Annotated in this window: 30 protein-coding genes; 5 read left to right on the forward strand and 25 right to left on the reverse strand. The window is 36.8% G+C overall.

Going from position 1 to position 26,792, the window contains the following annotated elements:
* The first annotated feature begins 6 nt into the window (after positions 1-6).
* Positions 7-333, forward strand: coding sequence for an ArsR/SmtB family transcription factor (locus ABE65_RS12280; protein WP_066400118.1), 327 nt, complete (start codon positions 7-9; stop codon positions 331-333).
* Between the two features lie 314 nt (positions 334-647).
* Here the strand turns inward: ABE65_RS12280 and ABE65_RS12285 are convergent, their stop codons facing one another.
* The 3 genes from ABE65_RS12285 to ABE65_RS12295 form a co-directional block, all read right to left on the reverse strand.
* Positions 648-1,658, reverse strand: a complete 1,011-nt coding sequence (locus ABE65_RS12285) for an HNH endonuclease (protein WP_082861417.1) — start codon at positions 1,656-1,658, stop codon at positions 648-650.
* A gap of 32 nt (positions 1,659-1,690) precedes the next feature.
* Positions 1,691-2,011: a nucleoside triphosphate pyrophosphohydrolase gene (locus ABE65_RS12290; protein WP_066395290.1), complete on the reverse strand. Its 321-nt coding sequence runs from the start codon at positions 2,009-2,011 to the stop codon at positions 1,691-1,693.
* Between the two features lie 209 nt (positions 2,012-2,220).
* On the reverse strand, positions 2,221-2,865 hold the full coding sequence (locus ABE65_RS12295; RefSeq protein ID WP_066395293.1) for an HhH-GPD family protein: 645 nt from the start codon (positions 2,863-2,865) through the stop codon (positions 2,221-2,223).
* A gap of 89 nt (positions 2,866-2,954) precedes the next feature.
* Between ABE65_RS12295 and ABE65_RS12300 the strand changes: the two genes are divergently transcribed.
* Complete coding sequence (locus ABE65_RS12300) at positions 2,955-4,319, forward strand: Sau3AI family type II restriction endonuclease (protein ID WP_082861418.1); 1,365 nt, start codon at positions 2,955-2,957, stop codon at positions 4,317-4,319.
* On the opposite strand, the gene dcm is transcribed toward ABE65_RS12300, so the two are convergent.
* From dcm to ABE65_RS12320, 4 genes are all read right to left on the reverse strand, one after another.
* On the reverse strand, positions 4,311-5,582 hold the full coding sequence (gene dcm / locus ABE65_RS12305) for a DNA (cytosine-5-)-methyltransferase (RefSeq protein WP_066395295.1): 1,272 nt from the start codon (positions 5,580-5,582) through the stop codon (positions 4,311-4,313). The two genes, ABE65_RS12300 and dcm, sit on opposite strands and share 9 nt — an antisense overlap.
* A gap of 236 nt (positions 5,583-5,818) precedes the next feature.
* Positions 5,819-6,355: a hypothetical protein gene (locus ABE65_RS12310; RefSeq protein ID WP_066400124.1), complete on the reverse strand. Its 537-nt coding sequence runs from the start codon at positions 6,353-6,355 to the stop codon at positions 5,819-5,821.
* A 10-nt stretch (positions 6,356-6,365) separates the two neighbouring features.
* A complete protein-coding gene (locus ABE65_RS12315) occupies positions 6,366-7,841 on the reverse strand; it encodes a DUF2357 domain-containing protein (protein WP_066395296.1) in 1,476 nt (491 codons plus the stop codon).
* Positions 7,816-9,774 carry an McrB family protein gene (locus tag ABE65_RS12320; RefSeq protein ID WP_197480300.1) on the reverse strand — a complete coding sequence of 653 codons (1,959 nt, stop codon included), beginning with the start codon at positions 9,772-9,774 and terminating at the stop codon, positions 7,816-7,818. Before ABE65_RS12320 ends, ABE65_RS12315 begins: the two co-directional genes overlap by 26 nt.
* A 491-nt stretch (positions 9,775-10,265) precedes the next feature.
* Here ABE65_RS12320 and ABE65_RS12325 point away from each other — a divergent pair, with 491 nt between their 5' ends.
* The gene (locus ABE65_RS12325; protein ID WP_066395299.1) at positions 10,266-10,943 is read left to right on the forward strand and encodes a GIY-YIG nuclease family protein; all 678 of its coding nucleotides are present in this window, start codon (positions 10,266-10,268) and stop codon (positions 10,941-10,943) included.
* A 36-nt stretch (positions 10,944-10,979) separates the two neighbouring features.
* Here ABE65_RS12325 and ABE65_RS12330 read toward each other — a convergent pair whose 3' ends face one another.
* Complete coding sequence (locus ABE65_RS12330; RefSeq protein WP_066395302.1) at positions 10,980-11,819, reverse strand: alpha/beta fold hydrolase; 840 nt, start codon at positions 11,817-11,819, stop codon at positions 10,980-10,982.
* A gap of 356 nt (positions 11,820-12,175) precedes the next feature.
* Here ABE65_RS12330 and ABE65_RS12335 point away from each other — a divergent pair, with 356 nt between their 5' ends.
* A complete protein-coding gene (locus ABE65_RS12335; RefSeq protein ID WP_066395305.1) occupies positions 12,176-12,370 on the forward strand; it encodes a hypothetical protein in 195 nt (64 codons plus the stop codon).
* Between the two features lie 51 nt (positions 12,371-12,421).
* On the opposite strand, the gene ABE65_RS12340 is transcribed toward ABE65_RS12335, so the two are convergent.
* The 16 genes from ABE65_RS12340 to ABE65_RS12420 all read right to left on the reverse strand — a co-directional run bounded on the left by ABE65_RS12340 (position 12,422) and on the right by ABE65_RS12420 (position 25,598).
* Positions 12,422-12,568, reverse strand: coding sequence for a FeoB-associated Cys-rich membrane protein (locus ABE65_RS12340; RefSeq protein ID WP_066395307.1), 147 nt, complete (start codon positions 12,566-12,568; stop codon positions 12,422-12,424).
* 21 nt (positions 12,569-12,589) lie between these two features.
* Complete coding sequence (gene feoB, locus ABE65_RS12345) at positions 12,590-14,593, reverse strand: ferrous iron transport protein B (protein ID WP_066395309.1); 2,004 nt, start codon at positions 14,591-14,593, stop codon at positions 12,590-12,592.
* Complete coding sequence (locus ABE65_RS12350; RefSeq protein ID WP_066395311.1) at positions 14,587-14,817, reverse strand: FeoA family protein; 231 nt, start codon at positions 14,815-14,817, stop codon at positions 14,587-14,589. The genes feoB and ABE65_RS12350 overlap by 7 nt, the downstream gene beginning before the upstream one ends.
* Before the next feature lie 204 nt (positions 14,818-15,021).
* On the reverse strand, positions 15,022-15,255 hold the full coding sequence (locus ABE65_RS12355) for a hypothetical protein (RefSeq protein ID WP_066395312.1): 234 nt from the start codon (positions 15,253-15,255) through the stop codon (positions 15,022-15,024).
* A gap of 78 nt (positions 15,256-15,333) precedes the next feature.
* On the reverse strand, positions 15,334-16,137 hold the full coding sequence (gene mutM, locus ABE65_RS12360; RefSeq protein WP_066395313.1) for a DNA-formamidopyrimidine glycosylase: 804 nt from the start codon (positions 16,135-16,137) through the stop codon (positions 15,334-15,336).
* 303 nt (positions 16,138-16,440) lie between these two features.
* Complete coding sequence (locus ABE65_RS12365) at positions 16,441-18,234, reverse strand: Xaa-Pro dipeptidyl-peptidase (protein ID WP_066395316.1); 1,794 nt, start codon at positions 18,232-18,234, stop codon at positions 16,441-16,443.
* Between the two features lie 540 nt (positions 18,235-18,774).
* Positions 18,775-19,389 carry an undecaprenyl-diphosphatase gene (locus ABE65_RS12370; RefSeq protein ID WP_066395321.1) on the reverse strand — a complete coding sequence of 205 codons (615 nt, stop codon included), beginning with the start codon at positions 19,387-19,389 and terminating at the stop codon, positions 18,775-18,777.
* 152 nt (positions 19,390-19,541) lie between these two features.
* Complete coding sequence (locus ABE65_RS12375) at positions 19,542-20,120, reverse strand: hypothetical protein (RefSeq protein ID WP_231887801.1); 579 nt, start codon at positions 20,118-20,120, stop codon at positions 19,542-19,544.
* 312 nt (positions 20,121-20,432) lie between these two features.
* Positions 20,433-21,224, reverse strand: coding sequence for a phosphotransferase (locus ABE65_RS12380; RefSeq protein ID WP_066395323.1), 792 nt, complete (start codon positions 21,222-21,224; stop codon positions 20,433-20,435).
* Between the two features lie 46 nt (positions 21,225-21,270).
* Positions 21,271-21,720, reverse strand: a complete 450-nt coding sequence (locus tag ABE65_RS12385; RefSeq protein WP_066395326.1) for an SRPBCC family protein — start codon at positions 21,718-21,720, stop codon at positions 21,271-21,273.
* A 92-nt stretch (positions 21,721-21,812) separates the two neighbouring features.
* Positions 21,813-22,316, reverse strand: a complete 504-nt coding sequence (locus ABE65_RS12390) for a GNAT family N-acetyltransferase (protein ID WP_066395328.1) — start codon at positions 22,314-22,316, stop codon at positions 21,813-21,815.
* A gap of 79 nt (positions 22,317-22,395) precedes the next feature.
* A complete protein-coding gene (locus ABE65_RS12395; RefSeq protein ID WP_066395331.1) occupies positions 22,396-22,878 on the reverse strand; it encodes a hypothetical protein in 483 nt (160 codons plus the stop codon).
* Positions 22,879-22,934: 56 nt separating this feature from the next.
* Positions 22,935-23,192, reverse strand: coding sequence for a hypothetical protein (locus tag ABE65_RS12400; RefSeq protein ID WP_066395332.1), 258 nt, complete (start codon positions 23,190-23,192; stop codon positions 22,935-22,937).
* 86 nt (positions 23,193-23,278) lie between these two features.
* The gene (locus ABE65_RS12405) at positions 23,279-23,674 is read right to left on the reverse strand and encodes a hypothetical protein (RefSeq protein ID WP_066395335.1); all 396 of its coding nucleotides are present in this window, start codon (positions 23,672-23,674) and stop codon (positions 23,279-23,281) included.
* Between the two features lie 605 nt (positions 23,675-24,279).
* Positions 24,280-24,966, reverse strand: a complete 687-nt coding sequence (locus ABE65_RS12415) for an HAD family hydrolase (RefSeq protein WP_066395342.1) — start codon at positions 24,964-24,966, stop codon at positions 24,280-24,282.
* Positions 24,967-25,076: 110 nt separating this feature from the next.
* Positions 25,077-25,598: a DinB family protein gene (locus tag ABE65_RS12420; protein ID WP_066395343.1), complete on the reverse strand. Its 522-nt coding sequence runs from the start codon at positions 25,596-25,598 to the stop codon at positions 25,077-25,079.
* Between the two features lie 166 nt (positions 25,599-25,764).
* Between ABE65_RS12420 and ABE65_RS12425 the strand changes: the two genes are divergently transcribed.
* Positions 25,765-26,154 (forward strand): YkvA family protein, encoded by a 390-nt coding sequence (locus ABE65_RS12425; protein WP_066395344.1) that lies wholly within the window; start codon positions 25,765-25,767, stop codon positions 26,152-26,154.
* Positions 26,155-26,215: 61 nt separating this feature from the next.
* On the opposite strand, the gene ABE65_RS12430 is transcribed toward ABE65_RS12425, so the two are convergent.
* Positions 26,216-26,740, reverse strand: a complete 525-nt coding sequence (locus ABE65_RS12430) for a DUF3189 family protein (RefSeq protein WP_066395346.1) — start codon at positions 26,738-26,740, stop codon at positions 26,216-26,218.
* Positions 26,741-26,792: the final 52 nt, after the last annotated feature.

Consider the following 26,792-nt stretch of genomic DNA (forward strand, 5'->3'; position numbering starts at 1 on the left):
GTGGGAGTGGCAGCACCAGCAGAAAAGCACGATGTTTTTAAAGCGATTGCAGATCCGACGAGACGTGAAGTATTGAGGCTACTTGCAGAAAATGAACGACCGATTTCAGAGATAGCCCATCACTTTGAGATGAGCCGAACAGCCGTGACAAAGCATCTTCAGATTTTAACGGAGGCTGAACTCATTTCAGGCAGAAAAGAAGGACGGGAAAAGATCTATCAGCTGCATCCCGAACCTTTAACAGAAGTGAAGCAGTGGCTAGCTTATTACGAGAAGTTTTGGGGTAATAAGTTGGCTATGTTAAAGCATCTTGTTGAGGATGAAAATAAATAACCCGTAAAAAAGCTTAAGGAGACACTTGCTAATTAAGGTTTTTTATCTTGGCAATGTAGAACTCAATCCTCTCTAGAATTACCGGGAAACCGACCAAATGGCTGTAGGTTTCTTGAATTTCCACTTTACCAAGCAAATAGTTATCAAAGCACTAATGTAATTACTGTTAAAAAAAGGCTTAAGGACTCATCCTTAAGCCTTAATCAATCAGTTATCATTGAATCTTCAGATATGATGAACTGCATGATTTTCATATAATATTGTTGGCGAATTAAAATTGTGAATTATTAATTTTATCCATTCAAAGTCAGTTTTTAAATTTGAAATTTCTTATGTGGTATCCAAAGATCTGTAAACCCATTTTCCTTGGAATAATTATAAAGCTCGATCAATTTCTTTTCTGTATAGACTTTCATATCTAGCCTTTGGTTTACTAATGAATTCTGTGTTAAATCCAAGTTTCGATCTATAAGAGAGTCTAAATATTGTTCTACGGCTAATTTATCATTTTTTGCTAAGTTACATGAATTACAGGAGATGACCAAGTTCCATAATTGATCAGTTTGCACAAAACTCCATGGAATGAAATGATCAACATGAATAGACCCTTTTTTCTTAATTTCTTTACCACAATAAAAACACTTGTCATTGTAAAAAGATGATAAAAGTATGTAGAATTCATTCAAAGAAGATCTTTTAGATACATTTTCAACTTTCATTAGAAGATTTGTAATATCACCGTTTTGGTTGAACTTTTCTAAAAATAAAGCAAGGTGATAGTTCGTTAAATATGTCAGCACTTTCTGAAACCGTTGCATAAACGAGTAAAAGCTAGGATTGATTTTAATAGATTCTCTCTTATTATCGAAATCATAGATTGTATTATCAGTATCACCGTATATAGCACCCATAACATTCAACTTAGCCATCTTTTTAACCTTTGTAGTGATTTCAATTTGTAGGTCATTGGAAAGCTTATCAAACACAAAAGTATTTGGAATCATGTACTTTTCTTTGATTTCTAAAAGTATTTTTTGTACCTCTGCTTTCTTTCCGATCATGTTAATCTGATTTAAATTATGATGTACAACAAGATTCCAATATATTTTAGAAAAACTTGTATATAAAATATCATAGGTTAATTCTAACTCTTCATTTACATTATAAAGATTCTCTAATATTGACTTAATCAATACAAATTTATATGTTGTGGAATTTTTAGATTTTGGAGAAAAGATATAATTGAAGTGTCCCCAAATTTGCTTGTCAGTTAGATATTCAACTGTCATTTCACCTACTTGTAATTTGTGGCTCAATGCCAACATCTCTTTCCTCTTTTGATTTTAAAACCGCAGTATTAATCTGCATCTATTAAAAAGATACGTTTAAGAAATCCTCCGCGTTTTTCTGCTTTTTCATGTCGTACTTTTTCAATTTCATAAAAATCTACTCCATGCACTTTAGCAAGTGCGTACATTAATTCAAGCAAATCAGCCAGTTCCTCAACAGCATCTTTGTCATTATCAGCCGCTGCATATTCATCTAATTCTTCATAACATTTTTTCTTTAACTCTTTAATATAATCAGTTTCAGATAGAATAGTAGTATTAAAGGAAGCACCTGTCCTCTTAATAATTTCTGGAATACGGTCACGGACGAGTTTGTTGTATGTTGGCATTTCTACACCCCTTTACTTTTTTTCATATACTATTTGTACAATAATCTTACACAAAAAATTTACTTGCATTTTTACTTATACCGGGCAGCCCATCATCTTATAATTGTTTCTTTCTCATAATAATAATTGAAAAAGATTTTTCAAAATCAATATATATCACCTCTTTTAAAAGGTTTATATAATTTTAAGAGAATAATATTAGAAAAGACTTATTTGACTTTTATAATATTTTTAAAGTAATGACATTTCCTTTTTAAAGGACAAATTTCGCATTTGGGTATCGGAGAACAAATTTCTCTTCCAAAATCCAATAAAGAATAGTTAAATATCCTAGAATTTCTTTTTGGTGTTACTCGATCAGCAAACTCAAAAAAGCTTTTATCAGTATAAAGCTTTGGACTCCTTTTAAATCCAAAGACCCTTGAGTACACTCTCACTACGTTTCCATCCACTATAGTGTCTCTTACATTGAAATACATCGACCTAACAGCAGCAGCTGTATAGTTACCTACACCTTTTATTGAAAGCAAATCTCTCTTTTCCTTTAAATTTTGCTTATCCTTAAGTACTTCTGCAATATCTTTAATAATTTGTTCTCTTCCAGGAAGACCTAAATTTTTAAATGTCTTTGGTTGTTCTTTTATAAGGTAATTATGAGGGGTTGGATATTCATTGATAAATTTTATGAACTCAGGTTCTACAACATCTGACCTTGTCCTCTGCAACATAATTTCCGCTACTAGCGCATGCCACAAGTTATCAACATTACGCCAAACAAAATTAAATTTATTTTCTTTCCCCCATTTAAGTAACTTTCTTCTAAAATAGAGTATGTCACTATATTTTATTTCCATTTATGCCTGCTCCTTGTTAAAGAAGTAATATTTACTTTCTTTCCCGAATGAGCTGATAAAAAACACTATTCCTTAAAGGAGTGAAGATTTTGTTGTATGACAATACATCACCTGAATCAATAGAACAACATGCTAAGTTGATGGAAAATAAAGCATTTTATGAAATTCTACCTACTGAGGTACTGGAAAGGACTAAGTTAAAAGGTGGAATTGGAACTTTAATTGAGGAGCATTATTTTGGATACAAACCAAACTCCATTAGTGAAGCAGACTTTCCTGAAGCTGGGGTTGAGTTAAAGGTAACACCTTATAAGAAGAACAAGAATAAAACCTTTTCAGCTAAAGAACGTTTAGTGTTAAACATTATTAATTATATGAACGAGTCTAACAATACATTTGAGACAAGTGCTTTCTGGAAAAAGAACAAACTGATTTTACTGGTATTTTATCTATTTGAAGAGGATTTAGAACGTCACGACTTCAGAATAACCCATGCACAATTATTTGAGTTTCCTGAAAAAGATCTAGAAATCATCAAACAAGATTGGGAAACTATCATCAATAAAATCAAAGATGGTAAAGCACATGAACTCTCTGAAAGAGATACGTTATATTTAAGCGCATGTACAAAAGGTGCAAATAAAGGAAGCGTAAGATCCCAACCCTTTTCATCTATCATGGCTAAACAACGTGCTTTTTCTTTAAAGTCTTCGTATATGACATTTATTCTGAATAAATATATATTAAATAAGAAAAAAACCTATAAATCAATTGTAACTACTGAACAACTTCAAGAAAAAACACTTGATGAGTTAATATTAAGTGCATTCCGACCGTTCTATGGAATGAAATTAGATGACTTGTGTGAGAAGTTTGAAATATCGACTTCAAGTAAATCCAAAACTTATTCAGTTGCTGCCAGAATGCTGAGGAATGATCTAAATGACCTTAACAAGTCTGAAGAATTTCTTAAATCCAGTACGAAGATTAAGACAATAAGAATACAAAGAAACGGTAGTATAAAGGAATCTATGTCATTCCCCTCATTTAAATACAAAGAAATAATCAAAGAAAATTGGGATGAGTCTTCCTTAAGACTTATGTTTTTGGAAACTAGATATCTTTTTGTTGTTTATCTTGAAACTGCAGATGAGGATTATGAATTCGTCGATGCTTTCTTCTGGACGATTCCAGAAGAAGATTTAGAGAATGAAGTCCGATGGGTTTGGGAAGAAACTATTAAAAGAATCTTAGATGAACAAGCACATAAACTACCCGGTTCATCTGAGAATAGAGTATCACACGTGCGACCTCATGCAGCAAATAGTTCAGATACATATCCTACCCATTACGGTGAGAATCTGGTTAAAAAATCCTTTTGGTTAAATAATAGTTACGTAAAAGAAGTTATCTTTAATAATTCTTATAAAGTAAAGAACAGATTACTAAAATAAAGTAATCTGTTCTTCTTGTTTTTCTTTGCTCTTTTCAATTTGAGGTTCTTGGATTTCGATTTCATGGATTCTTTCACCCATTAGTGTTATAAGGTCTACCACTAGAGCATTACCCATACAGAAATAACGCATTCTCTCTGACATGCCAGTGTTTGTCCAGTTGTCAGGAAAACCGTTCAATCTCTCACACTCGACGGGAGTCAGGTATCTCCATCTTCCTGTCTTTTTATCAGGTACTACATGAGTACTACGATTAGTTGTACCTTCACTTGTTAGCATCGTTCTACCAGGTAAATCCATATTTTCCGGTAGAGACATTCCACCTTCAGAGAAGATATATTTATGACCTGTAGTAGAGGTTCTTTCTACTTTTTTTGAGCCTTTTAAATAGATAAACTTTTCTTTCGCCATCTCTGTCAAATAATATTTCTCATCAACCTCTTCTTCAAGTATGTCCGATAGCGGGATAGGAGCTGATTTTAATGGCGTTAATTCCATTGAAATAAATTCTCCATCTTTCATGATACCTGAATTATAAAAGTTTCCTTTGAACTCATCCGAGATATTTACTAGGTCTTCATCTAGATTGCCTTCAGTAATTTTCTTTGTATTTAAAAACTCCATGGTTACAGGGAATTTAGTTGCAAAGAATCCATCTTGTTCTAATATCTTTGGATTTGAGATTTTACTAAGTTGTTTTGCATACTTTAATGATCTGTCGTATGCAAATATGAATACTCTTCTTCTTCTTTGAGATAGACCATAGTCTGCAGCATTAATTACTCGCCATTCGACATCATACCCAGCATTATGAAATGCAGCAAGCATGATACCAAAATCTCTTCCGCGTTGTTTTGAAGGAGATTTAAGTAGCCTATCAACGTTTTCTAATAATACATACTTAGGCTTTCTTCCTAGCTGCTGTCGTTCTGATATTAGACGCATTATCTCCCAGAACAAAACACCTTTTTTTCCTTGTATACCTTTTTCCCCACTCAACGACCTTGCTACTGAATAATCCTGACAAGGAAATCCACCTACCAAAACTTCTGCATTAGGAAGGTACTCTGATTTCACAGTTGAAATATCTTCATTAGAATGTATACCATTATCTTTAAAATTGGTTGAATAACAAACAAACGCATCTTGTGCTTTTTTCGATGGCTCCCACTGGTTTCCCCAAACGACTTGAAAATGACCAGTTCGTTCTAACCCTATCCGGAATCCTCCAACACCTGCGAAAAGTTCGATTACGTTTAACATATAATACGAACATCCTTTCGGTAATTCTTTCTTTTATAATAACCTATTTTCTACTTTAGACCAAGGTATATTATAAACTATTACACCAATCAGTAGTGGAAAAAGATGCTCAGACAGAATAGTTAGTTTTCTCCAAAGATTGATTCTACCATTTGAAATTATCATTTTTCGCAAATTATGAATTTCTAAATTTTATTTTCATATAATTCATTTAACTAAATATCAGAAACACTTATCTAATAGACAAGTGTTTCTGAATTATCATTATTACCATTAATCCATGTTGTAAAAAAGCTCCAATCCATCACTGTTCCATCTTCATTTAGTAAACCTAGGTAAATACCATCACCCTTACCAACTTGCCAAATGGCTTGGGCTGTATTATCTTTTTCGGAAATTCCACTGCTCTTTATGTAATCTAAAAAGATATTTTTACCTGGACCATAATTCTCAGCAACATATGCAATCAAGTAAATGTCCACACAACTTGCACCCAGTTCCTTTGGGTGGAAACTAAGAATATGAGATTTAAGCAACTGAATAACTTCTTCATCAGAAATAGTTAACAATTTATCTTTAATGTTATTAATATGGTAAGATTGATAACTTCTTTTTTCCCACTGTTTTAATTGATAATAATCTCCATTCACTGTTGAAAGCTTTTTAAGCATGTTCTTAAGATTACATACTGTAGGGATTATATTTGTGTGAATACTTCTACCACGTATAGTATCAGGTAGTGTGTATAAAATTATATCTTTTTTTATATTCATCTCTGCGCTCCTAAATTGAGTTCCTATCATGTTCTTCGGTTACTCCAGGCATCATTTTTACTGCTCCCATCTTGTACCTTTGATGAAATTGATCAGCATAATATCTGAGTTCTTCTCCTGACTCCTGAAACGGTGTCATGATATATACTTCTTCTACTACTATTTCATCCGTAAAGATGTTTCTAATGCCATCCCTGTACTTGTGCATTTCACCCAATGCTGTCCCAATGTTATTCGGTACACGATATTTCGGATCATAGATAAATAATTTTCCCTCTCGTTGGATGACAATGTCAGGAATCATCCTTTGGGTAAAGGTATAAAAAAGTGCTTTTGTGTTAGCTGCAACATTTTCAGGGTTTCGATACTGAAAAACCCGTTGAAATGCAATGGTGTCTCCGTTTTTTAGTTTAACGGTACTCTCTTTGTTTTCCGCTAACGAGAGAAATATCCCGTCTGATGTAGTTTTATAAAGCTGTGATGAATCAGCTAGTTCCCCGTTCTGTCTTGCTTGTTTGATTAACTTCATGTAGCACCACATTTCATATACTTGAAACGTATCTTTTAACGGTATGTGATACTCAAATCCAATCTCATACTTCTGATGCTTATACAGCTTTTCAAACCATGTATGCCATTTTCGATAGATCGGATGCTTTCTTAACCGTTGTGTGATGGTCACCTGGCCGTTATAAGGTTTGATATCATTCAAGAATGAATGATTCAGCCAGTACAACACCTTGTTTCTTAGTTTCTCTGCTTCCTCTTTTAACACACCATCCGCATAATCACGGTATTTGGAAAGAAGATGTCTTAGTTCAAGAAGCTGCTTTTTTACTAAACGGTTTTCATACAGGTCGTTCGTTTCCTGCCGTTTTAACGTCCACACTTTTTTAGGAACAAGCAGTTCTGTCCGGCCGTGATTTCTCTCCAGCCATAGTGACGTTGATGTATGTACCAGCTGGATTTTTTCACGGTTCGTTATTAAGTTTTCCTGCTTAAGAACAGATAATGGATGGCTGTTGATTTTTTGAAACAGCAGGGATAACTCGTGAAAGCTTCTTTTAATGTACGACCATTGTGTCCATGACACCGTACGTTCTCTTCCACTAGTATTAAATCCTTTATCCAGACCGCTATAATCAAAACAAACAGCCGCTTCCTCTAGAATCTCTCCCAGCATAATCTCATAGTGCTCCGTCGTCATCTTTCTTTCATCGGTGTAGATGTAAGTTTTAAGATATGTACCGCTTAATTCAATAGTAGCTTCACCTGATTGAAAGGGTGTGTGCAGTGTCCCACTAACTTCTGATTCATTTGGAACGAACGGAAGAGGTATCCCGTTAAATAAGATCACGGGATTACTCTCACCTTCCAGTTTCCACTCATAAGAAGTTGCTTCTCTTAAATACGCATCTTCAAGTGGTAGCCAGCCTTCTTCATGACTTTTGATGTAGAACTTAACGCCAGAACTGGGTTGCTCCATAACGTTCCAGCTCCTTTTCCATTCTTTTAATATGACCATATGATTGAGATTCTTCGCCAAAGTGACCCTCAAATTTGTTTTTAAGTGTTGCAAGCAAGTCGTCTATCCGCTCGTCACCCCTTAATTTCGGCAGCATTTTCTCACTGATCACTCGATCCAATGCAGACATAGAATCGAGACTGAACTCCTCATCCAGTTCCTTATTCCTCACCAGTTTCTGAACCATCTCGTTCATCGTTCTGTAGCCAAAGTGAAGGTCAAATGATTTTAGATCATAGTGAAGGTCACAAAGAATATCATATTCATTACTGACCATTGATTTAACCGACTGATCAAGTGTTGACCAATAATGATCAAAATCAACATCTGATAGTGTCATCAAAAAAGCACGGTCAAGAACTTTATCTGACAAGCTATGCGTCGTCTCGTCCACATTAATCGTTCCCAACACATACACGTTTGGCGGGATGCTGATCTTTTGTGGAATATCCGTTACATCCTCTCGGTTATGCAGCAGGATTTCTTTGCGAGACTCAACAGCACTTAAGTAATCACTCAAGTAATATTCCACCCGAGCCAGGTTCATCTCGTCTAGCACAATAAAATGAGGTTTGTCTCGTTCCTTTTGAGCTGAGATTAATACCTGGAGGAATTCTGTTATAATATACTTTTTCTCAAATGAACTATAATACCCGAATAGTGCTGTAGCATCCATCCAATCAGGACGAACTGGAATAATTGTCAAATACGGATTTTCCGCCTCATAATCCAGCCCATAAACAGCATTTGCATACAACCGGCAAAGCTGCGTTTTACCTGTACCAGAAATACCGTTTAATATAACGAAGTGCTTGTCATCCAGAGCAGTAAGGTTCAGATGAAAGTCACGGATGATATCTATTGAAAATGTGAATTGGCTGTTAGCAATTGTTTCGTAAATGTCTTTGAAAGAAAAATTGCTGATGAACCCTGAAATTGGAGTTTCTCCTGGTTCTCCCCCATCGACATTATTAGAAGATGTAGATGGATTCGTATCTGGAAGTTCTAACTTTTCACTGACATAGGCAAATAATAAACTTGCTGTCACTAATTCCTTTTTGATTACACCAATATTTTTATTAAATGATTTTGTTTCGTTCCTGTAAGTACCAACATAATAAGAACTGCCTTCTGTTTCGATTCCGTGATCATTTAGCAGTTCCATTGCTTTTCTTGTAACTTCACTATTATCCAGATGATGAGTGGTAAAGGATTTCTTAACCCACCATTGCACCTCATCTTTTAAAACTAGATCTCGAACATTTGAATACATGTGCTGGTGACCTTCTATAGCTACACAAAGAACTTGATTTGGAGAGATCGTTTGATCAATCTCAAAATAAACAATGTAACCTTTTGTTATTAATTGATCTTGATTATAAATAGAAAATGCTTGGCGTCTGGCTTTAGGTTTATAATTCTCTGCTTCTCCATAAACAAGGGAGTAAGAGTGATCTAATAATTGAATTGAGTCTTGTCTACTCTGGTCGTTAGCAAAAAGGTCTAAAAGTTGATTCCCCTGGTTATCCAAATCTTTTTCTTCGATAAGCTTTTCTCTGATACAACCTGAGAGTTCCCATGTCTTTAATAAATTCTTTTCTAATTCCTCTTTGCTGATTTGTCCTTCTAACGGAAGTTCTATACCAAAATGATAGAATGGGCGTTTTCTTTGCTTTTTGAAATCAGTAAAAACAGGTTTGAAATCTGTTCTTGAAACCTTCTCTTTTTTAAACCACTCTGATTGGAAATATATGAAAAGATCTTCTGGTGATTGTTGAATAGCAGGCATTAATTTATCTATTCTCATCAAATACCAAATGGGGAAAAAGTTTGAGTCAATTGAAATATAAATCTTTTGATCAATACCGTTTAACTCAAGTGTTAACAGGTTCACTTCTTGTTCTCCGATTTTTTCATTAAGAGCTATGTAATATTTCCTACCAGTATTCGAAGTCTTTTTTTGTTCCGCATACTTAGGGTTTCTAGCATCATGATATGTGGTTGTTAATGTATATGAGTAATCCATAATAAATCGATTGTCAGTGAGTAAATTATTTTCTCTGCAAAACTTTTCAAAAAATGGTTTTACCTCATTATGTATACTGTCTAATACATCCCGACATCTGTTCGAAGTGTCATTATCATTAAAAATTGATTGATAATTTGAAAGATTGAAGACGTTTGTAATAGTATCATTCAACATAATCAATTCCTTTCTAAATTAATTACTTTACATTCTTCAAGTACCCTTATCAGGTAACCATTTAACTATTGTTACCTTATTACTCCCCTCATTATATAATAAATCATTTGTAATGTTTTCCAAATTTTATTATTCTACTAATATACGTATTTTTAACTATTATTGGAAAGGACAATAAAACAATGCTAAAAGGGTTTTTATCTTTTTTAAACAAAAAGAGCAATAATACACCTATACAAAATGTTGTATTTTCTCCTCAGAAAATCTACCTTTACCAACCCAATCAGAATGAACTTCAAAAAATAATAGATTCACCATTTCCAGACGGTAAAGCTCCAGGTTATGTTTATTTTGTGCAAGAACATATGAACGGAACCTTTAAAATTGGAAAGACAAAACATATAGAAAAACGCATGAATGTCTTTGGTGTAAAACTACCATTTAAGAATGAACTTATTTACTTGATTAAAACTGGTAATCATCATCAATCAGAAGTGGCATTTCACAAACATTTTTTTCATAAACGACTTGAAGGAGAATGGTTCGAGTTAAATCAAGAAGATATCACTTGGGTCAAGGAACAAAAATACACGAATGATATAATTACTTCTATTCATTCAAAGCCATTGGAAGAGTTATCTAGTCAATCTAATTCAGAAAAAATAAATTTAACACCTAAACAAATCGATTACGCCAAATCAATGATAACTAAATTAGATAAATATGAGCTTGTTATAAGTGATGCCGAACTTACAAAGAAAGACCTTGATCGCCTAATCATGTATTTTAAGTTTAAAAATAAAGGAGTACTTGTTAATTTAGTTAAAGAAGGTATTTTAAAAGAAAAAGTAACTATATAATATCGAAAAGCTGCCTAATTTGGCAGCCTTTCTTGTTTACGCATTCCATTTACTAAGAGCTTTAGTATGGAAATTTACCCGATTCAGCCAGTCACCAATTTGGATATTTAAAAGCTCACCCTGCTCAATCTGCAAATTATGCCCCGCAACATCCAAAATAGAAAACGTCGCTCTTGGATATTTATCAAGTAAATCATAAACATCCTTATAACCCGTAACATGGTCTTGCCTCCCAGTTATAAACGCACAAGGTTTCTCAAACACTTCTTGGTCGATTTTAAACGTGTATCCGTAAGCTCCTGAAATTTTCTCTAAGAACGCTGAATCCGCGATTCTCAATCCAACGACTACTTCTTCTCTGTACCTTTTCCACGTGTATTCGTCTATCTTTACATGAATTCCTTTGAAATCTTCTCTCTGTTCTTTTGTTAGTGTAGTTAAGAATTCATGATCCACTTCTATGTTTGTTTGTTCTGGCAATGTTCTTTCACTGTGGTTGGGTAGGATCATCGGACAAATGAATGCTGCACCTAGTACTCGCTCTGGCATTTTCGCGATGATACCTCTCATCATATAACCACCATATGATTGACCTGCCAGTAAGAACGATTGGTCTGGTAATAACGTATCAATGAACTGAATGACTGCTTCCAGCATCTCATCTGAGTTTTGAATGGTTTCATAGTCTTTCGTCTGCCCCATTCCTGGCAAGTCGATATAGATGCGTCTGTAATCATCCCTATCTTGAAAGATCGGTTCCATGCAGCCTTTCATCAACCGGTGATCAGGTGAGAACCCGTGAATCATCACAATCGGTGTTCCACTTCCGTATTCTTCATAATAGATGTTCGCTTTCTGTACTTGGCAATACGACATATTTCAACACTCCTTCTCTATAAAGGGGGTTCTCTGTCATTGAAGAAATTCCTTCTATTTCGGATATAAACGAATATCATAACCGTGTTGTGTTAAAATGGAAAAAAGAAAATGACGGGGAGGGCTATCTCCTGAAGAACTATTTGATTCGATTGTTATTTGGAGTATTGACTGGCTTTGTTACGTATGGAATTCTAGTAATGTTTGATTTATATGACGGTGAACGTTCAAACCTGATCATAGTACCTTCTATAATATTTGGTGGATGGTTAGGGTGGTATGTGTATCGTTATAGGGCCACTAAAAAACATTGAGTGTAAGTAAGTGAAAGATGAAGAATTGAAGGAGCGTTTTGTTTGAAAGCTTATTTTATCCGGTTAGCGTTTAGCATCATGTCGATGGTCATCATTTATGGGATATTCTTTTTATTAGGATGGCACACGAAGAACTTTGCACCTTTCATCATCCTCCCACTTGGTTTAGCAGGGGGTTACGGTGCGTTGTATGTGTATAAAATGATGCAAGAGGCAAAAGCGAAGGAACAACTGTAATGAAAAAGGACAGGTCGGAAGTCATCATAACTTCTAACCTGTCCTTTTCTATTAAGAAACGGAATCGCATTTCGTTTCACAGTTTTTTGCGAGTGAGCAAGCGGCACATTTCCCTTGCTTGCTTTTTTTGATGTGACGAAAAACGGCCCAGCCTGCATATCCAAATATAAGAGCCCCGAAGACAATATTGAAGATCATAAGTTCGTCCTCCCTCTCTTGTTAGTATCCTAAAAGTTTCCCGCCTTGATAGATGACGAGTGACAATACGTACGCGATCACGAGCGCATAGCCGACAGAGAACCGTGTCCATTTTGCAGATCCTGCTTCTTTTCGAATCGTCGCAACCGTCGCTAGACACGGTACGTACAACAACACGAATACCATGAAGCTGAACGCGGATAGCGCTGAGAATTCATTAGACAGTAACCCTTGCAACGAGTCAGCGTTCGGCACGTGGTAGATGATGTTCATCGCAGAAACGACGACTTCTTTAGCAAGGAATCCAGTGATAAGAGATGCTCCCGCTTGCCATGTACCAAATCCGAGTGGCGCTAAAATCGGCGCTAACACGTTACCGATCATCGCAAGGAAACTGTCATCCATCGGTACATCGAATCCTGCTGGTCCTGAATACGACAACAGCCAGATCAGTACAGATCCACCAAAGATAAACGTTCCTGCTTTTTTGATGAAACCTTTTCCTTTGTCCCACGTACTACGTAGTAACGCCTTTCCTTGAGGCATACGGTACGGTGGCAGCTCGACAACGAACATCGAGAACTCTCCTTTTAGAATCGTAGAAGAGAAGATTTTCGCGAGTGTAAGTGCCACGACGATTCCAAGTACATAGAGTGAGAACACGACAAGCGCTTGATATTTCGCAAAGAACGCGCCAACGAAGAGCGCGTATACCGGAAGTCTTGCGGAACAAGACATGAGCGGTGTTAAGAGAATCGTTAACAGTCGTTCTCTTGGTGTTTCAATCGTTCTTGCTGCCATGACACCTGGCACGTTGCAGCCGAAACCGATGATCATCGGAATGAACGCTTTTCCGTTCAGACCGACCATCTCCATCGTACGGTCCATCACGAGTGCCGCGCGAGCCATGTAGCCAGAGTCTTCTAAGAACGAGATTAAGAGAAACAGAATAAAGATCTGCGGTACGAACACAAGAACGCCGCCGACTCCAGCAACAATTCCGTCGAGCACAACCGCTTTAATAAAATCAGATGCACGAACGGTATTCAGGCCGTTCGTAAGCCACGTCGTTAGTGACCCAGAAATGAAGCCATCCAAAATGTCCGATAACGGAATGCCGAGCCAATCAAACGTGAGCTTGAACATCAAGAACATCGTGGCTAGAAAGATCGGAATCCCTAGAAACGGATGCGTCGCGATCTTATCAATCTTGTCCGTAAGTGACTTGTTCTCAGACTCTTCTTGTACAACAGATGTTTGAATCAACTCTTCAATGAACGCTTTACGCATGGAGTAAATCCACTTCGATGTGTTAGCTGCTGCTGTTTCGTCCCCAATTCGCGTGTTTGTCGCTTGAATGATGGAATCGATTCCTGCACTAGCCCCAAACGACTCTATATATTTTTTCACTTCCGCATTTCCTTCTAACAGCTGAATCGCTGTCCAACGCTTTGGAATCGAAAGGTTTGCTGGAAGTAGATGAATGATTTGATTAATGCTCTCTTCAATGATTGGTCCATAGTTCAACGTGAATGATGCATCCACTTTTAAATCATCAGTTAGTAGATCATTAATGGTAGCCGTTCCTTTACCCGAACGCGCGATGACCGGAACGACCGGTACCCCTAATTTCTCTGATAACTTCTGTTCATTGACCGTGATTCCACGACGCTTTGCCACGTCTGTCATGTTCAGTCCGATAATAACCGGCTTCTCGAACTCTAACAGTTGAAGTGTGAGCAACAGGTTACGCTCAATCTGTGACGCGTCCACGATATTAATCATGCCATCAAACGTTTCAGTCACAAAGAAATTAGAAACGACCGCTTCATCTTTTGATAACGGGCTAAGTGAATACACACCCGGCAGATCGATCAGATTCCCTTTTTTGTTCTTGATGATTCCTACCTTCTTCTCAACGGTTACACCGCTCCAGTTCCCCACATACTGATAAGTCCCTGTCAGGTTGTTGAAAAGTGAAGTCTTTCCTGTATTCGGATTACCGATTAAAGCAATGTTTAGCATTTTTTCTCAACCTTTATGTAAGATGCGTCTTGTAGTCTGATTCCTAGTGATTGGCCGCAGTTCTCAACCATGCATGGCCCTTTGAATGGAAGTTTGCATTGCAAGCATACTTGCGAACCTTCCGAGATGCCTAAGTCCAATAAGCGTCTTCTTACGCTTTCGTTTACTAATGATAAATCAATGATTGTAGCTCTTTCGCCTTTATTTAACTGAGTTAATAACATTGTTGTATCCCCCTATGGATCATAAGCATCTTTCTCACTATCATCCTAACATATCTAAAAGAGAATGATAACCACTATCAATTAAGTTTATTTTACAAGATTAACTATAAAGTTGCTATAGTTTTTTTCATACATAATTCAACACAGAAAAAGCGCTGCAAGATGCAGCGCTGAACGGGTAAATGGCTTATTAAAGAAATTAAGTTATGGAACAAATAGTACAATATAAACGATAAAAAAGAGTAATCCTAAAAAAGCAGAAATGACCTTAATCCACCATTTCTCTTTAAAGATTAAGAAAATCACAAAAACAGTGATAATAAAAATCCATCTTGAAATTCGTTCATTAAAGCCCAAATAATCAGGTAGAACGATCGTTGTTAAAAAGAGCATGATTGATATGACGAAAGAATACAAAATAATTCGTATGAATAACAATTGAATACTACCTCTATTCCTTTTGTTTCAGTAGTTGTATTCTCGACTCATCCTAAACAATCCTGCTCTTCGACATATTTACTTCTGGCAGTTCGGACAATAAAACGACTTATGTGAAGAATGATCCACTCTCTCAATCGTCCCTCCACATCTCGGACAGTTCTCACCTTCTCGCTCATAAACATATGTATTCTCGTTATACTTTCCTGTCTGCTTATTACCTTCGTACATCGGAAAATCCATATACCCACCAAATTGTATGGCTCTTGAAAGAACAGGTTTGAAGCTATCATACAAATGGTTTTTCTCCTCATCAGAAAGGTCGCTCGCTTTTCGTAAAGGATGAAGCCTTGCTTGAAAGCATATTTCATCGGAATAGCAGTTTCCGATTCCAGCAATAAAGGATTGATCGACTAACAATGGTTTGAGTGCCCCTTTTTTTCGTTCTAACCTTTCTAAAAACTCATCCCTCTGCAATTCAAATGGTTCTGGACCAAGATCGCTGAGCTTTTCATCTAGTTCCGTTTGATTCAGTAGATGTAAATATCCAAGGCGAAGACCAATAAAGTTAAGTTGCAGCTCTCCAAACGACAAAATAATTTGTTTGGTTCGATCTGGACTGTTTTTTGAAGTTCCAAGAAACATCAGTCCTCCAAGCATCAAATGAAGCAATAGATACTGTCCTGAACTTAGCTCAAAGATCAGATGTTTTGCTCTTCTTTTAACGAAGGTGATATTTGATCCTTGTACCGCATCAATAAAGGTTTGAACCCCTGTGTTAATGGACTTCTCTCTGTTGATCTCTACATGCGTAATCGGCTTATGTAAGATATTATGATTCAAGAACTCACGATACGTTTCCATCTCTGGTAACTCAGGCAATGGTTCCAACTCCTTCGATTCTGGTCTCTCTTGTTAGTATTGAATGGGTTGGATAAATTATGTAAAAAAAATAGCTTATCAATATGACTAACGTGTTTTCTTTTGGAGTACTTAGAGAATCGCAAATAAATTAGCAAACGAAAAAGCACTGCAAATCGCAGTTATTGATTGCAATTGCACAAAGCTTTATTCCGTAATCGCACCCGATTTTTGAATAGACCGTCTTAGAGCCAAAAATACGCAAAAAAAGCTGGCTCAAATTTGATGTCTATCAAATCAATTGAGCCCGCTAGTTATTTTCTTTTAAAACGCACCTTCTCCACCCACAATTGGCAGAATCACATTGCTTTTTTTAGGATCCATCGTGATGATGGTTCCTGCTTTTGGTCTTATGGAATAATCGTAATCGCTGGAGATAAGCACGATGCCGAGCTTGTGTCCACTCTCAAATACGTAATCGTCTGGCTGCATCGTCCAAGTGAAGGTGTACTCTTTTCCTGGAGTGAGCGATTTGGATCGTAAATCGGACTTCAGATTTTGTGGGTCAGTCCAGCCTCTCGTTACGATTTTCGCCTGATTATCTGGGCCGTAATCAACGAGAAGTGCTGTCAGGTTGGCCACTGGCTTACTTAAGGACGCCCGGATGCTGACTTCTGGTGTTCCGCTCATGCGCAGCGGTTTTTTCAGTTCACCCGTTACATAGGCAAGTCTGTTTTCGTTTTGTTCAGATGGATTCACCACAAGGCTTTCCGCCTTTTTCATTGCATCATCGACAATGGTCTGCGTTTCTTTTTTTCCTTCATAACGGTCGAGACTGATTGTTCCCCCCCTTTGCCCCGGGTTCAGATGCAGCTTCGTGTCCAATGCATCGGTTGCCGGCCAGTTTGATTCGGTGTGCCATGTTCGGTCTTCCCGCTGGATATCTACCACCGGCTGTTCCATGACATCATTTTCAATATTGTACAGCCAATGATCAAACCATTTATTGAGGGTCTCGAGCCAAACGTCTCTTCTGAAACCATACGGACTGGAATGACCGCCCTGGTGTAGCCAGAGTTTTCTTGGCACATCCTTTTTACCGAGAACCTCCCACCACTGAGCAAATTGCTGTGTTTTTACATTCCAGTCGTTGAGTCCATGCACCATCAGGACACTTGCTTCGACTTTATCGGCATTTTTCGTATAGTCACGCGCTTCCCAGAAGGCATTATAATCTCCGTTTTCACGGTCCTGCCCGTCTGTTAGCTCTTCAATGACAGGGGCGCACACTTCCGGATTTTCTCTTGTTAAAATGGCCTCGGCCATGTTGTCTGTGTCTTCCCCCTGATAACCGCCGGGAGCCGTAACTGCCCCGTTGCTGCGGTAATAATCATACCAACTGGAGATCGCGGCAATTGGCACAATCGTCTTCAGTCCTTCCACGCCAGTACCGGCAACCGCATTCGGTAATGTTCCGTTGTAAGAAACCCCTACCATACCAACGTTCCCCGTTGTCCAATCTGCTTTGATCTCGTTTCCTTGTGCATCATACGCCTTTGTTCTTCCGTTCAGCCAGTCAATAACCGCCTTCGTCCCAAGGATTTCCCGGTAATCTCCCGTTGTCGGGCAGCCGGTAGAATCGCCTGTCCCAATACTTTCAGCTAAAACTACAGCGTAGCCCCGTGGAACAAAATAATTATCATAATATCCCGGCAGGTCTGCTGCTTTCGGTGACTGTACTTGAGTGCTTTTCCCTTTTCCTTTGACCGTATTCAACTCATGATCCACATCATAAACGGGAACGTTTTTTATTCCCGAGCGATAAGGACTCATTTCATAGATGACAGGTACTTTTAAGCCTTCTTCCGTTTCCTTTGGCCGGATGATATCGGCATGCACTCGGTCCAGCTTGCCGTCAGCATCACTATCAAGCGGCACCTCAACATAGACAGTCTCAGTAATCGCTTCTCCAAACGAATAGACAGGCTGGGTCATGCCATTTTTGACTAAGATGTTCTGAAAGTTGTTTTCCTCCGCCGTTATGGGTAATGGACCTGCACCCAGCAGCAAAGAAACGGTAAGAACTGAGCTTACGAGCAAACTGCGCTTTGTCTTCAATTGCCATTCGCCTCCATGATTATAAAAGTTCACTGCTTCACTACCTGTCTATTATTCTATGAAAAATTTGTATGACCCTTCCGAATGTAATAAGACACAACCAAAGTAATGGTTTATATTTCCATGAAAAGCGAAGATTGGGTACATAGTCCTTCTTAAAAATTTTAAGATGTCTTTATAGATGTCTTTACATCTGTTTATTTTCATGTGATTTTGAATTCTGCAGAATGGAAGGGGGGCTTTTAACCTTTGGGGCTGGCATCAGGTATTTGGGGTATAGTTGTATTCTCCTTTCTTTTCATCGTTGTTAGTTTCATGACTTCGGTACCTGAGAAAAAAGCCAATGAATTCCTGACCTATGTAATACAGAATTAAGGAAATTCAGAACATCAAAAGAGATGTAAATAGAGGCTTGGACAAAACCTGACCTCTGTAATAGAGTAATATCTTCCCTTATTCCACAATCCTGCTCGTTTCTTCAATAAGTTTAATAAAAAAGTGCGCTAATCCTTCCTGGATCAACGCACCCGATTGTTGAGTTTAATAATTTCTTGTCTTGCTACCCTTTGTCTTTTTAAATGGCTGAATCAGTTTGCCTTCGTACTTTTCATATAAATTTAATATCTTTATTGTTCCATTGAGTCTAGGCACTATTAAATAGACGCTAAGGGCAGCTGCAAAGCTTAAAATCATCCCAGCTATAACATCAAAAGGATAGTGTACTCCTACCCAAATTCGAGATAAGCCTACAAGTACTGCTAACAGTATCCAAAATATCCACAATCCTCTTTTGAAGAGCCAAAAAGAAAAACAATAGGAGAAAAACAGGATAGTGTGATCGCTTGGAAAGGAATTATCTTTTTCTTTCAAGATTAACTTGTTTACATCAGATAATTCTACAAAAGGCTGATAATTCGAATGAAATAGCCCTGAAACCTTCCCTAATATAAAAGCACAAGTAAAAGTAATTGTTGCACAGAATATCATTATTCGGCTTTCCTTATTCCGTGTAAACCAAATACAGAGAACACTGAGTGCAAGGAAAAACACCATATATTCTGCAAGAAAGGTGAAGATTATATTTAATTGTTCGTGCTCTTTTCCTAAATCATTTACTAATCTAAATAAGCCTGTATTAACTTCTGAGAAATTCAAACCCATTCACCACCAAGTTCTTTTTTCATTTAATCATAAAAAAGAACTTGGATAGCTCCCATCGCTTCAGCTTACAATTTTTGGTTCAATGTGACAATATTGTAAGAATGTCATTATCTCCAATTGCATCCGATTGTTGAATAATAATAGCGTCAATAGATATACCTAAAAGTCTCATATTTTCCATACTTGATAACATGTTTAAATCTTTCTCCACCATTTTTATCGTTTAACAAAGCGTACATCTTATCATCTTTAATATTGTAATGTCTCTTATTTAAGTAGCTTACACTTCGGATTGTTGGATGATTTAATATTGGTGTTAGATCACCGTCTAAAACATTGGTATTGACGAATCTAAAGTCAATTAGGTTTGGAAATTGATATAAAAAATTTAAATTCTCAAGAAAGCCGCAAGAATTAAGGCATAGAACCCTTAGATTTTTCAGAGAGTATAATTCATCACTTGGTACAAATTTTTTTGATTGGTTAATATGTAAATGTTCTAGCGTATCGGTTAATCCAGACAAACCATTATCGTTTTGTAATTTAGTACAATAATGTAATTCTAAACGCTTTAATTTTTTCATTTTTTCAATCCCAAGGAAATCTTGTATATTGGACCAGTTTAATTCTAGATAAAGGACATTTTCAGGAATCTCCACAAAGCTGCCTACCTTATTCTTTTTATAGTGCCAAAGAGTTAAATACTCAATGTTTTCAAGCTGCATCTCATTTAAATTATCTTCCTTTAAGTTTAAGGAAGCCTGAAGATTATCTGGTATTTGCTCAAACCAAATTGCGTTATTTCTTCAGTTATCCATTTTGTATCACACCCATATTCACTATTATGTCATTTATAAATTATTTGGACTTATTCCACAATCCTGCTCGTTTGTTGAAAAAGAACAATTTAATGCTAAAATTGGTAAGCTATTTAACAAGTGATTTGCTTACCAAAAAGCAACGTGACCTAAATTATTGTCTTTCTGTACTCCAAAAGTGACCCTATACAAAATGACCAGCTTTGTACTGTGCAGCTACTATGTCCAATCATTTCTTTGACTACGAATAAAATCAATGTCCTCTAGATAATGCTCCAAATGCCCTTCGTCTATCATTTTTTGAAAAGCTATGTCACCTTCACTCGCTTTTCTTTCAATGGTTGTGCACAACCCTTTTAATCTGAGCAACACCATCTCCAAGAAATCAGGATTGACTTCCTCACCATACCCCTCAAAAAACAATGAAATTCTCTCTTTCATTCCTTTTGCATGCTGGCTACGATTGTAATTTATGGTCTTGCCTGTTTCATCTAGATAAAATCTGCTTAAAGGCACGCACGTATAAAGGGTATAGGCAATGTCCCAAAGTTTCGGCCCAGGACCCGCTACATCAAAATCAATGATTCCAACCGGCTGTTCGTGATCAAAGATAATGTTATAAATGGCAAAATCATTATGGCAGAGCACCTCAAAAGGCTCTGGAGTGTGATCGATGGACTGCCAACCTTTTTCTATAGGAAAATCTGTTACAGCATCGTGATAGCGTCGAAGCATTTTGGCAATATCCATTACTACATCATCTGACCACATATACTTTTTTAACGGGTAATGACCAGCTTCACCTTCTATAAAAGATAAGATCTCTCTATCCTTTTCATCAATACCTAAAAACTTTGGCGCATAAGTGAAGCCTTTGTTTTCTAAATGCTTTAATAGCTTGTGAACTGTAGTACTTTCTGGTTTTAGTTCTCGTCGAACCGTATCTCCTAGTCGAAATACGGTTGAGACATTTCCTCCAGTTAGTATTTCTTCGTTTTCGTTTTTTGGCATCTAATCCTAGACCTCCTTATGTCTTTAAATAACTTTCTCCAATCATTTATAGAATTAAGTCCTGTTTATATACTATTCCATGCTCTAAATATACTTTTAACAGGGCTAATGCTTCTCCCCATCCAACAGAACATCCGATGCAGGCACGTATGTCTCTTTCTGAATGCGTATAACCAGACTCATTCAGAACTACTAATGTACCGTCTTTAAAAGGTTTAAGTTCAATGGTTACTGTTGAAATTTGTTCTCCTGGTGACCACTGAAACACAAATTTTTGGTTTGGAATTGCTTCAAGTATACTTCCGCCATCTTCAATTGTTACTTTTTCACTACCAAAGTTTATCCACCGCATCCGAATTTCACCAGTTCTGTCTGGATAAATTTCTAAAGACGTTTCATCTGTAAACCATGCATTCCAACCTTGAGCTGTTGAAATTGTATGATACACGTCTTCTACTGTTACTTTAATATAGGTTTTATGATTTATTTCTGGCATTTATACAATCCTCCGTACACTTATGGTTCTTTCTTTATAATAAAATATCTAACATCCATTAACTTGAAGAAATTTTGAATGGTTTCAATCTTCTAAAGATCTCGTACACTCCAAACAATCTCTCCACTCTCGTCCCATGTACTGTGGTGACGTTCAAATCTCAGCTTTTCTAACACTCGGAAGGATGCAGCATTCCAAGCCCGTACTGTCGACCAAAGCTTGTGTCGTCCGGTTGCAACTGCAGCATCTACGATTACGGTTGCTGCCTCAGTCGCATAGCCATTACCGTGTACTCTTTTGAACAACTCGTATGCAATCTCCGGTTCTTCAAGTGTAGAACGACCAATAATCAAACCGCAGTACCCAATATAATCGCCTTGTTCTCGACGACGAATAGTGAGTAACGCGATACCACTTTCCAATGCTCGATTACGTAAAGTTGTGACATTCTTACGAGCAGTAACTATAGTCGGCATACCTTTGCCCCGTTCTGCAATAAGTTCTCTATACCATGATGCATCTGATTCCTTCCATAGACTAAGGGATAGTCGATCGGTTTCCATCTCAAACGTCATAGGTTTAAATTTAGCTGTCATCTGACGTGCAACCTCCTAGACTAAATTAAAGAACTCATTAACCTTGAAAATCTGTAGTTTATACAATTGCCATCGTTAATCAGTCAACATCAACAACAAACGTGTAAGATATTTCACCATTAGACCATTCAGCTAAAACCTCGTAGATGTATCGACCTTTACTTGCCGGAGCGGATAAACGATTGTTGTCTAATATGATTTCTTTACCGCTACCATCTCCGTCCCACGGAAAAACAGATAGTTTCGGTTTATCTTTTATTTCGATTGCAATATCAGCGCCTGGTTTTACTTCTATAGCATCAAACCCCTCACCAATTTGATAAGGTGATGCTGCATCCGTTGTTACTGCTTCAGTTTCTAATCCCTTTTTTCTTTCCCACCTATAATTTCCTGGTTCCATCTCATGTCTGACACCTTCAATTTTAATAAATCCTGGAACCGTTGGAGGAAAGTCCTTTTCATTCTGTTCTGTTTTCTGACCATTTCCATCAAAAGGAGTTGTACACCCCGTTATGCAAAATAAAAAAAGAACAATTACGAAAAACAGTTGTTTTGTTTTCAAAGCTTATCCCCTTTAAGACATGACATCTATTAAGCAGTAACTCATGCTCAATATTTTTAAAATTGATCAATACCATAAATGGATGTAAGTATGTAGATCATGGTTAGAACTTGTAAGATTGATTTTGATTTTACACAAAACTTATAAGTAAAATAAGTAACGGTAGCGGATAGATAGGGACTAAAAGCAAAAACAGAAGTATACAGGAAAGCTCCATAATCCATTTGGTCCACAAAATACATATGGCTAAAAATCCAAACAAAGAACATCCACCAACTAACTAAAGAAAACATGACAAAGATTATATACTTCATTGTGTTTCACCATTTTCGGTCCCTTCTTAACTTTTAAATAAACACACTTTATTGATATAAGAACTCCACCCGATGATTGAATATAATTATGCTGCTAAAAGGTCGGTAATACAGTCTACTAACTCTTCTTTAACTTCTTCTAGCGTTTCATCTAATAATTCCCCAACAATTTTACTGCCTGGAATCTTTTTTGAAATGGGCATTCCTAAGAAAGATCGATAGCATTCCCATATTTTTATTGTGTGCAGATCTATTAGTTCTTCCTTTTCTTCTGAGATACCAATCGAAATGGAGGAAACGTATTGGGGAGTAAATGGATGGTCACCTTGTATGTGAAACTCTCCATCAAAAACCAAGTTCTTCGTATTAAAAATAGGTCTATACTTTAAAAGTAAGAAATCAATATTGTCTTTTAACGTTGTTTCAATATTCCTAATTTCTTTTAACAGCTCCTCTGAAAACTCTTTTTGATCATATTTCATCTCTTTATCACTTCTCTTCTCAATTCTGTAACCTTAATTTAATTCGATAAAAAAGAGCATTCATCCTTCTTGGATAAATGCTCCCCATTTTATAACTACACTTCACTTAAAATAAGAAATGGCAAAAACCATCGAAAAAGTTAGGAAGAAAGCAATCATAAAACCCATTCTTAAGTTTCTTTTCGACTTAGGAATTATGAATCCAAGAGTAAGGAAGAAGCCGATACCTGAAACTAAAAATGCAAATTGCGATTGAGCGCTAGGAAAGTAAAAAAATCCTATTAATAATGCAATCAAAATGATAAATAGATTATAAATAAGTCGCAATCTAAATCGATTCAACCACTCACCTCCAGATTTGTTATCAACATTTTTTTCCGTTGTTCCAAAGCAATTAACTTATCATTTGAATAAGAGTTGATTATTTGATTACTCAAATTTATGTTATTCTGCATCAGTTAGATTATTAATGCTTTCCATTAAGATTCCCTCAAAAAAAGAAGTATTTGCATATGTGTTCCTCTTCTATACTTCTATAAGTCAAACAAATAATAATCATCATGAAATGCACTAAGGTATCCCAAAATAGAACAATACTCTTCTCTTCAATTTGAAAGCTGCACTGCCTTTTCATGGATTTCTAGAATTAGCTTAAGCTCTGACAGATCGCTTATCGTATAGTCGGCTGCCTCCGCTTCATTCCAATGAGGGCTCGTTTTCCAGACGGCAACCATTCCGGTGTTTCTAGCAGCTTCCACGTCATTTTTGGGGTGATCGCCCACAAACACGCACTCTTCCGTCTTAACGTTTAATCTTTCTGCCGCTCTCTGAAAAACGAGTGGATCAGGCTTTCTCAATCCTTCCATCTCTGAAACAAGGATGGTGTCAAAATACTCTTTTATCTCTAGTGCTTGAATTGTGTCATACTGAAACACACCGTAACCGTTCGTGACCAAGCCGAGGCGATATCCTTTTTTCTTCAGCTCCTCTAGCATACTAATAAGATTTGGAAACGGGGTGCAATGGTGCTTGAATTGCGTTAAATAATCATCGAGCAATTCTCCTGGCGGCATTCTTCTAACAGCCAGCTCCTCCGCTAGCTTTTGGTACACTTTGTCCTTCCACACGTATCCGTTCTCCTCTAACTCAATAAATCGTTTTGCATACAATTTTTTTGGTATATGGGACAGTACGGATGAAAGCCGAGTATGTTGGTCTTCAACGAACTTCTTAACCGATGTGTCGCGATCCAATAGGGTTCCATCCAAATCAAACAGTACAGCTTTTATCAAAATTACTCTATCCTATCCTTGCATTCTGTATATGAAGGTATGTACCCGTAATCATGACTTTGCACGCATCTCCTTATATACTACAAAGCATAGTCTATGAAAAAATCGAACTATTCCCTAGACAAAACTCCTATATTTTTAAGCCTCTGATCTAGCTCATACTTTTGACGAAGATGATGACGAAAATGCATACCGACAAGAGATAACCACTCTTGAGCATTTAACCACCCAAAGCCACCATGCTTCATTTTATATTGGGGATTTATCTTTCCTACTCGTGTTTCTAATTCTCTCATTCTATTCATTAGCCGATCGATCTCTTCTATTATCTCTTCTTTCGATTCTGAATTGTCCGATGGGGCATCTAGTTCTTCCGGCAATTTAATTTTAATAGGAGGAAAGCAACCAATGTTAAATAAATATTCTCCGAACTCGGTCTTTCCTTGATGTTCCTCTTCATCAGCTTTCTCACAATCTTCTACACAATCGAGATATTCATGGGCTACAACATTCAAATGGTCATACATTTGTCCAACCGACCAAACCCCTTGTTCAGGTATATACCTTAGTTGTTCTTGTGAATAGTTTTGCAGAAAGCTTTTGTAGGTTTCTATTAACTTCAAATCACTCATGTTAAAAACCTCCGTTTCATCTTTAGATGGTACAACTTTGAATTCAATACAAAGCACACATCTCCTTCTTAAAGAAGATAGCTTTAAGATCACGGCTAATTTGTAATTGAACAACTTGTACCGTAGTAGTCGTGAATCTATAATAAGAAGAAAATGGTGGTTTCTAATGAGCACATTGAATCGTTTAAAAAACTATGCACAGAAACTAAAAAAAGATATTTTTGTTCTTTACCTTTCTTACAAAGATTCGCGAACTCCTTTAGTAGCTAAAATCGTAGCCATTTGTGTGGTGGCATATGCTTTTAGTCCAATCGATTTAATCCCAGATTTCATTCCCATATTAGGATATCTAGATGATCTCATCCTTGTACCGCTCGGAATCTCTCTTGCTTTAAAACTCATACCAAATGAAGTCATTAACGAGAATCGAAAAATGGCTGAACTCCTCAAGAAGAACAGTAAACCTAAGAATTGGTTTGTGGGTATTCTTTTTATAATCATTTGGATACTGTTTGCTGTTTGGATTGGTAAGCTATTGTTTCGCATGTTTTCTTAATTTGCATCACTAAAAAGACACCTAACTTATCAGGTGTCTTTTTTTGTAGGGCCAACGTAAATCAAGATAAACTGGCGTTTAACAACTTCTTCTGGTTATCTATGATGAGTACTTGTTCTGTCGTGTTTTTCGCCATCTCTTTCGTATGCTCAACCAGATATTCAATTTGGGCTGATGCCTTTTTAGCACCTTTTACAAGTAACGGAACTCCAATAAAATCAATGCCTAGCCGTCTTGAGAACAATCCTCCAAAGGTCATGGATAGTGGAACAGTTGGTGATGTATTTGAAAAGATCAGTTTCTCCTCTGATGCATTTTTCTTTCGTAAGATATCGAACAGTTCTTTTAAGCCAGGTACGAAGATTTTTGAATTCCCTCGACCTACCGTATATACGGCATGGCCTTCTTCATCCTCACCATGAAAAATGAGCTTACCCATATCTGATGTTTTCAGTTTGTTGAAATACGGTACATGTAAGATCTGTTTCTTTGTAAGCTTCGTATGTGAAGGCAACTTCTTTAAATGGTAAGCGGCAGCTAATGATGAAGTATGCTTACCACCAAAATCATTATAAATATATATCAAGGTATACAACTCCTATTTCGTCATTCTTCCACATTATCGCCACATAAAAGTT

Source organism: Fictibacillus phosphorivorans, from assembly GCF_001629705.1.
Classification (GTDB): domain Bacteria; phylum Bacillota; class Bacilli; order Bacillales; family Fictibacillaceae; genus Fictibacillus; species Fictibacillus phosphorivorans_A.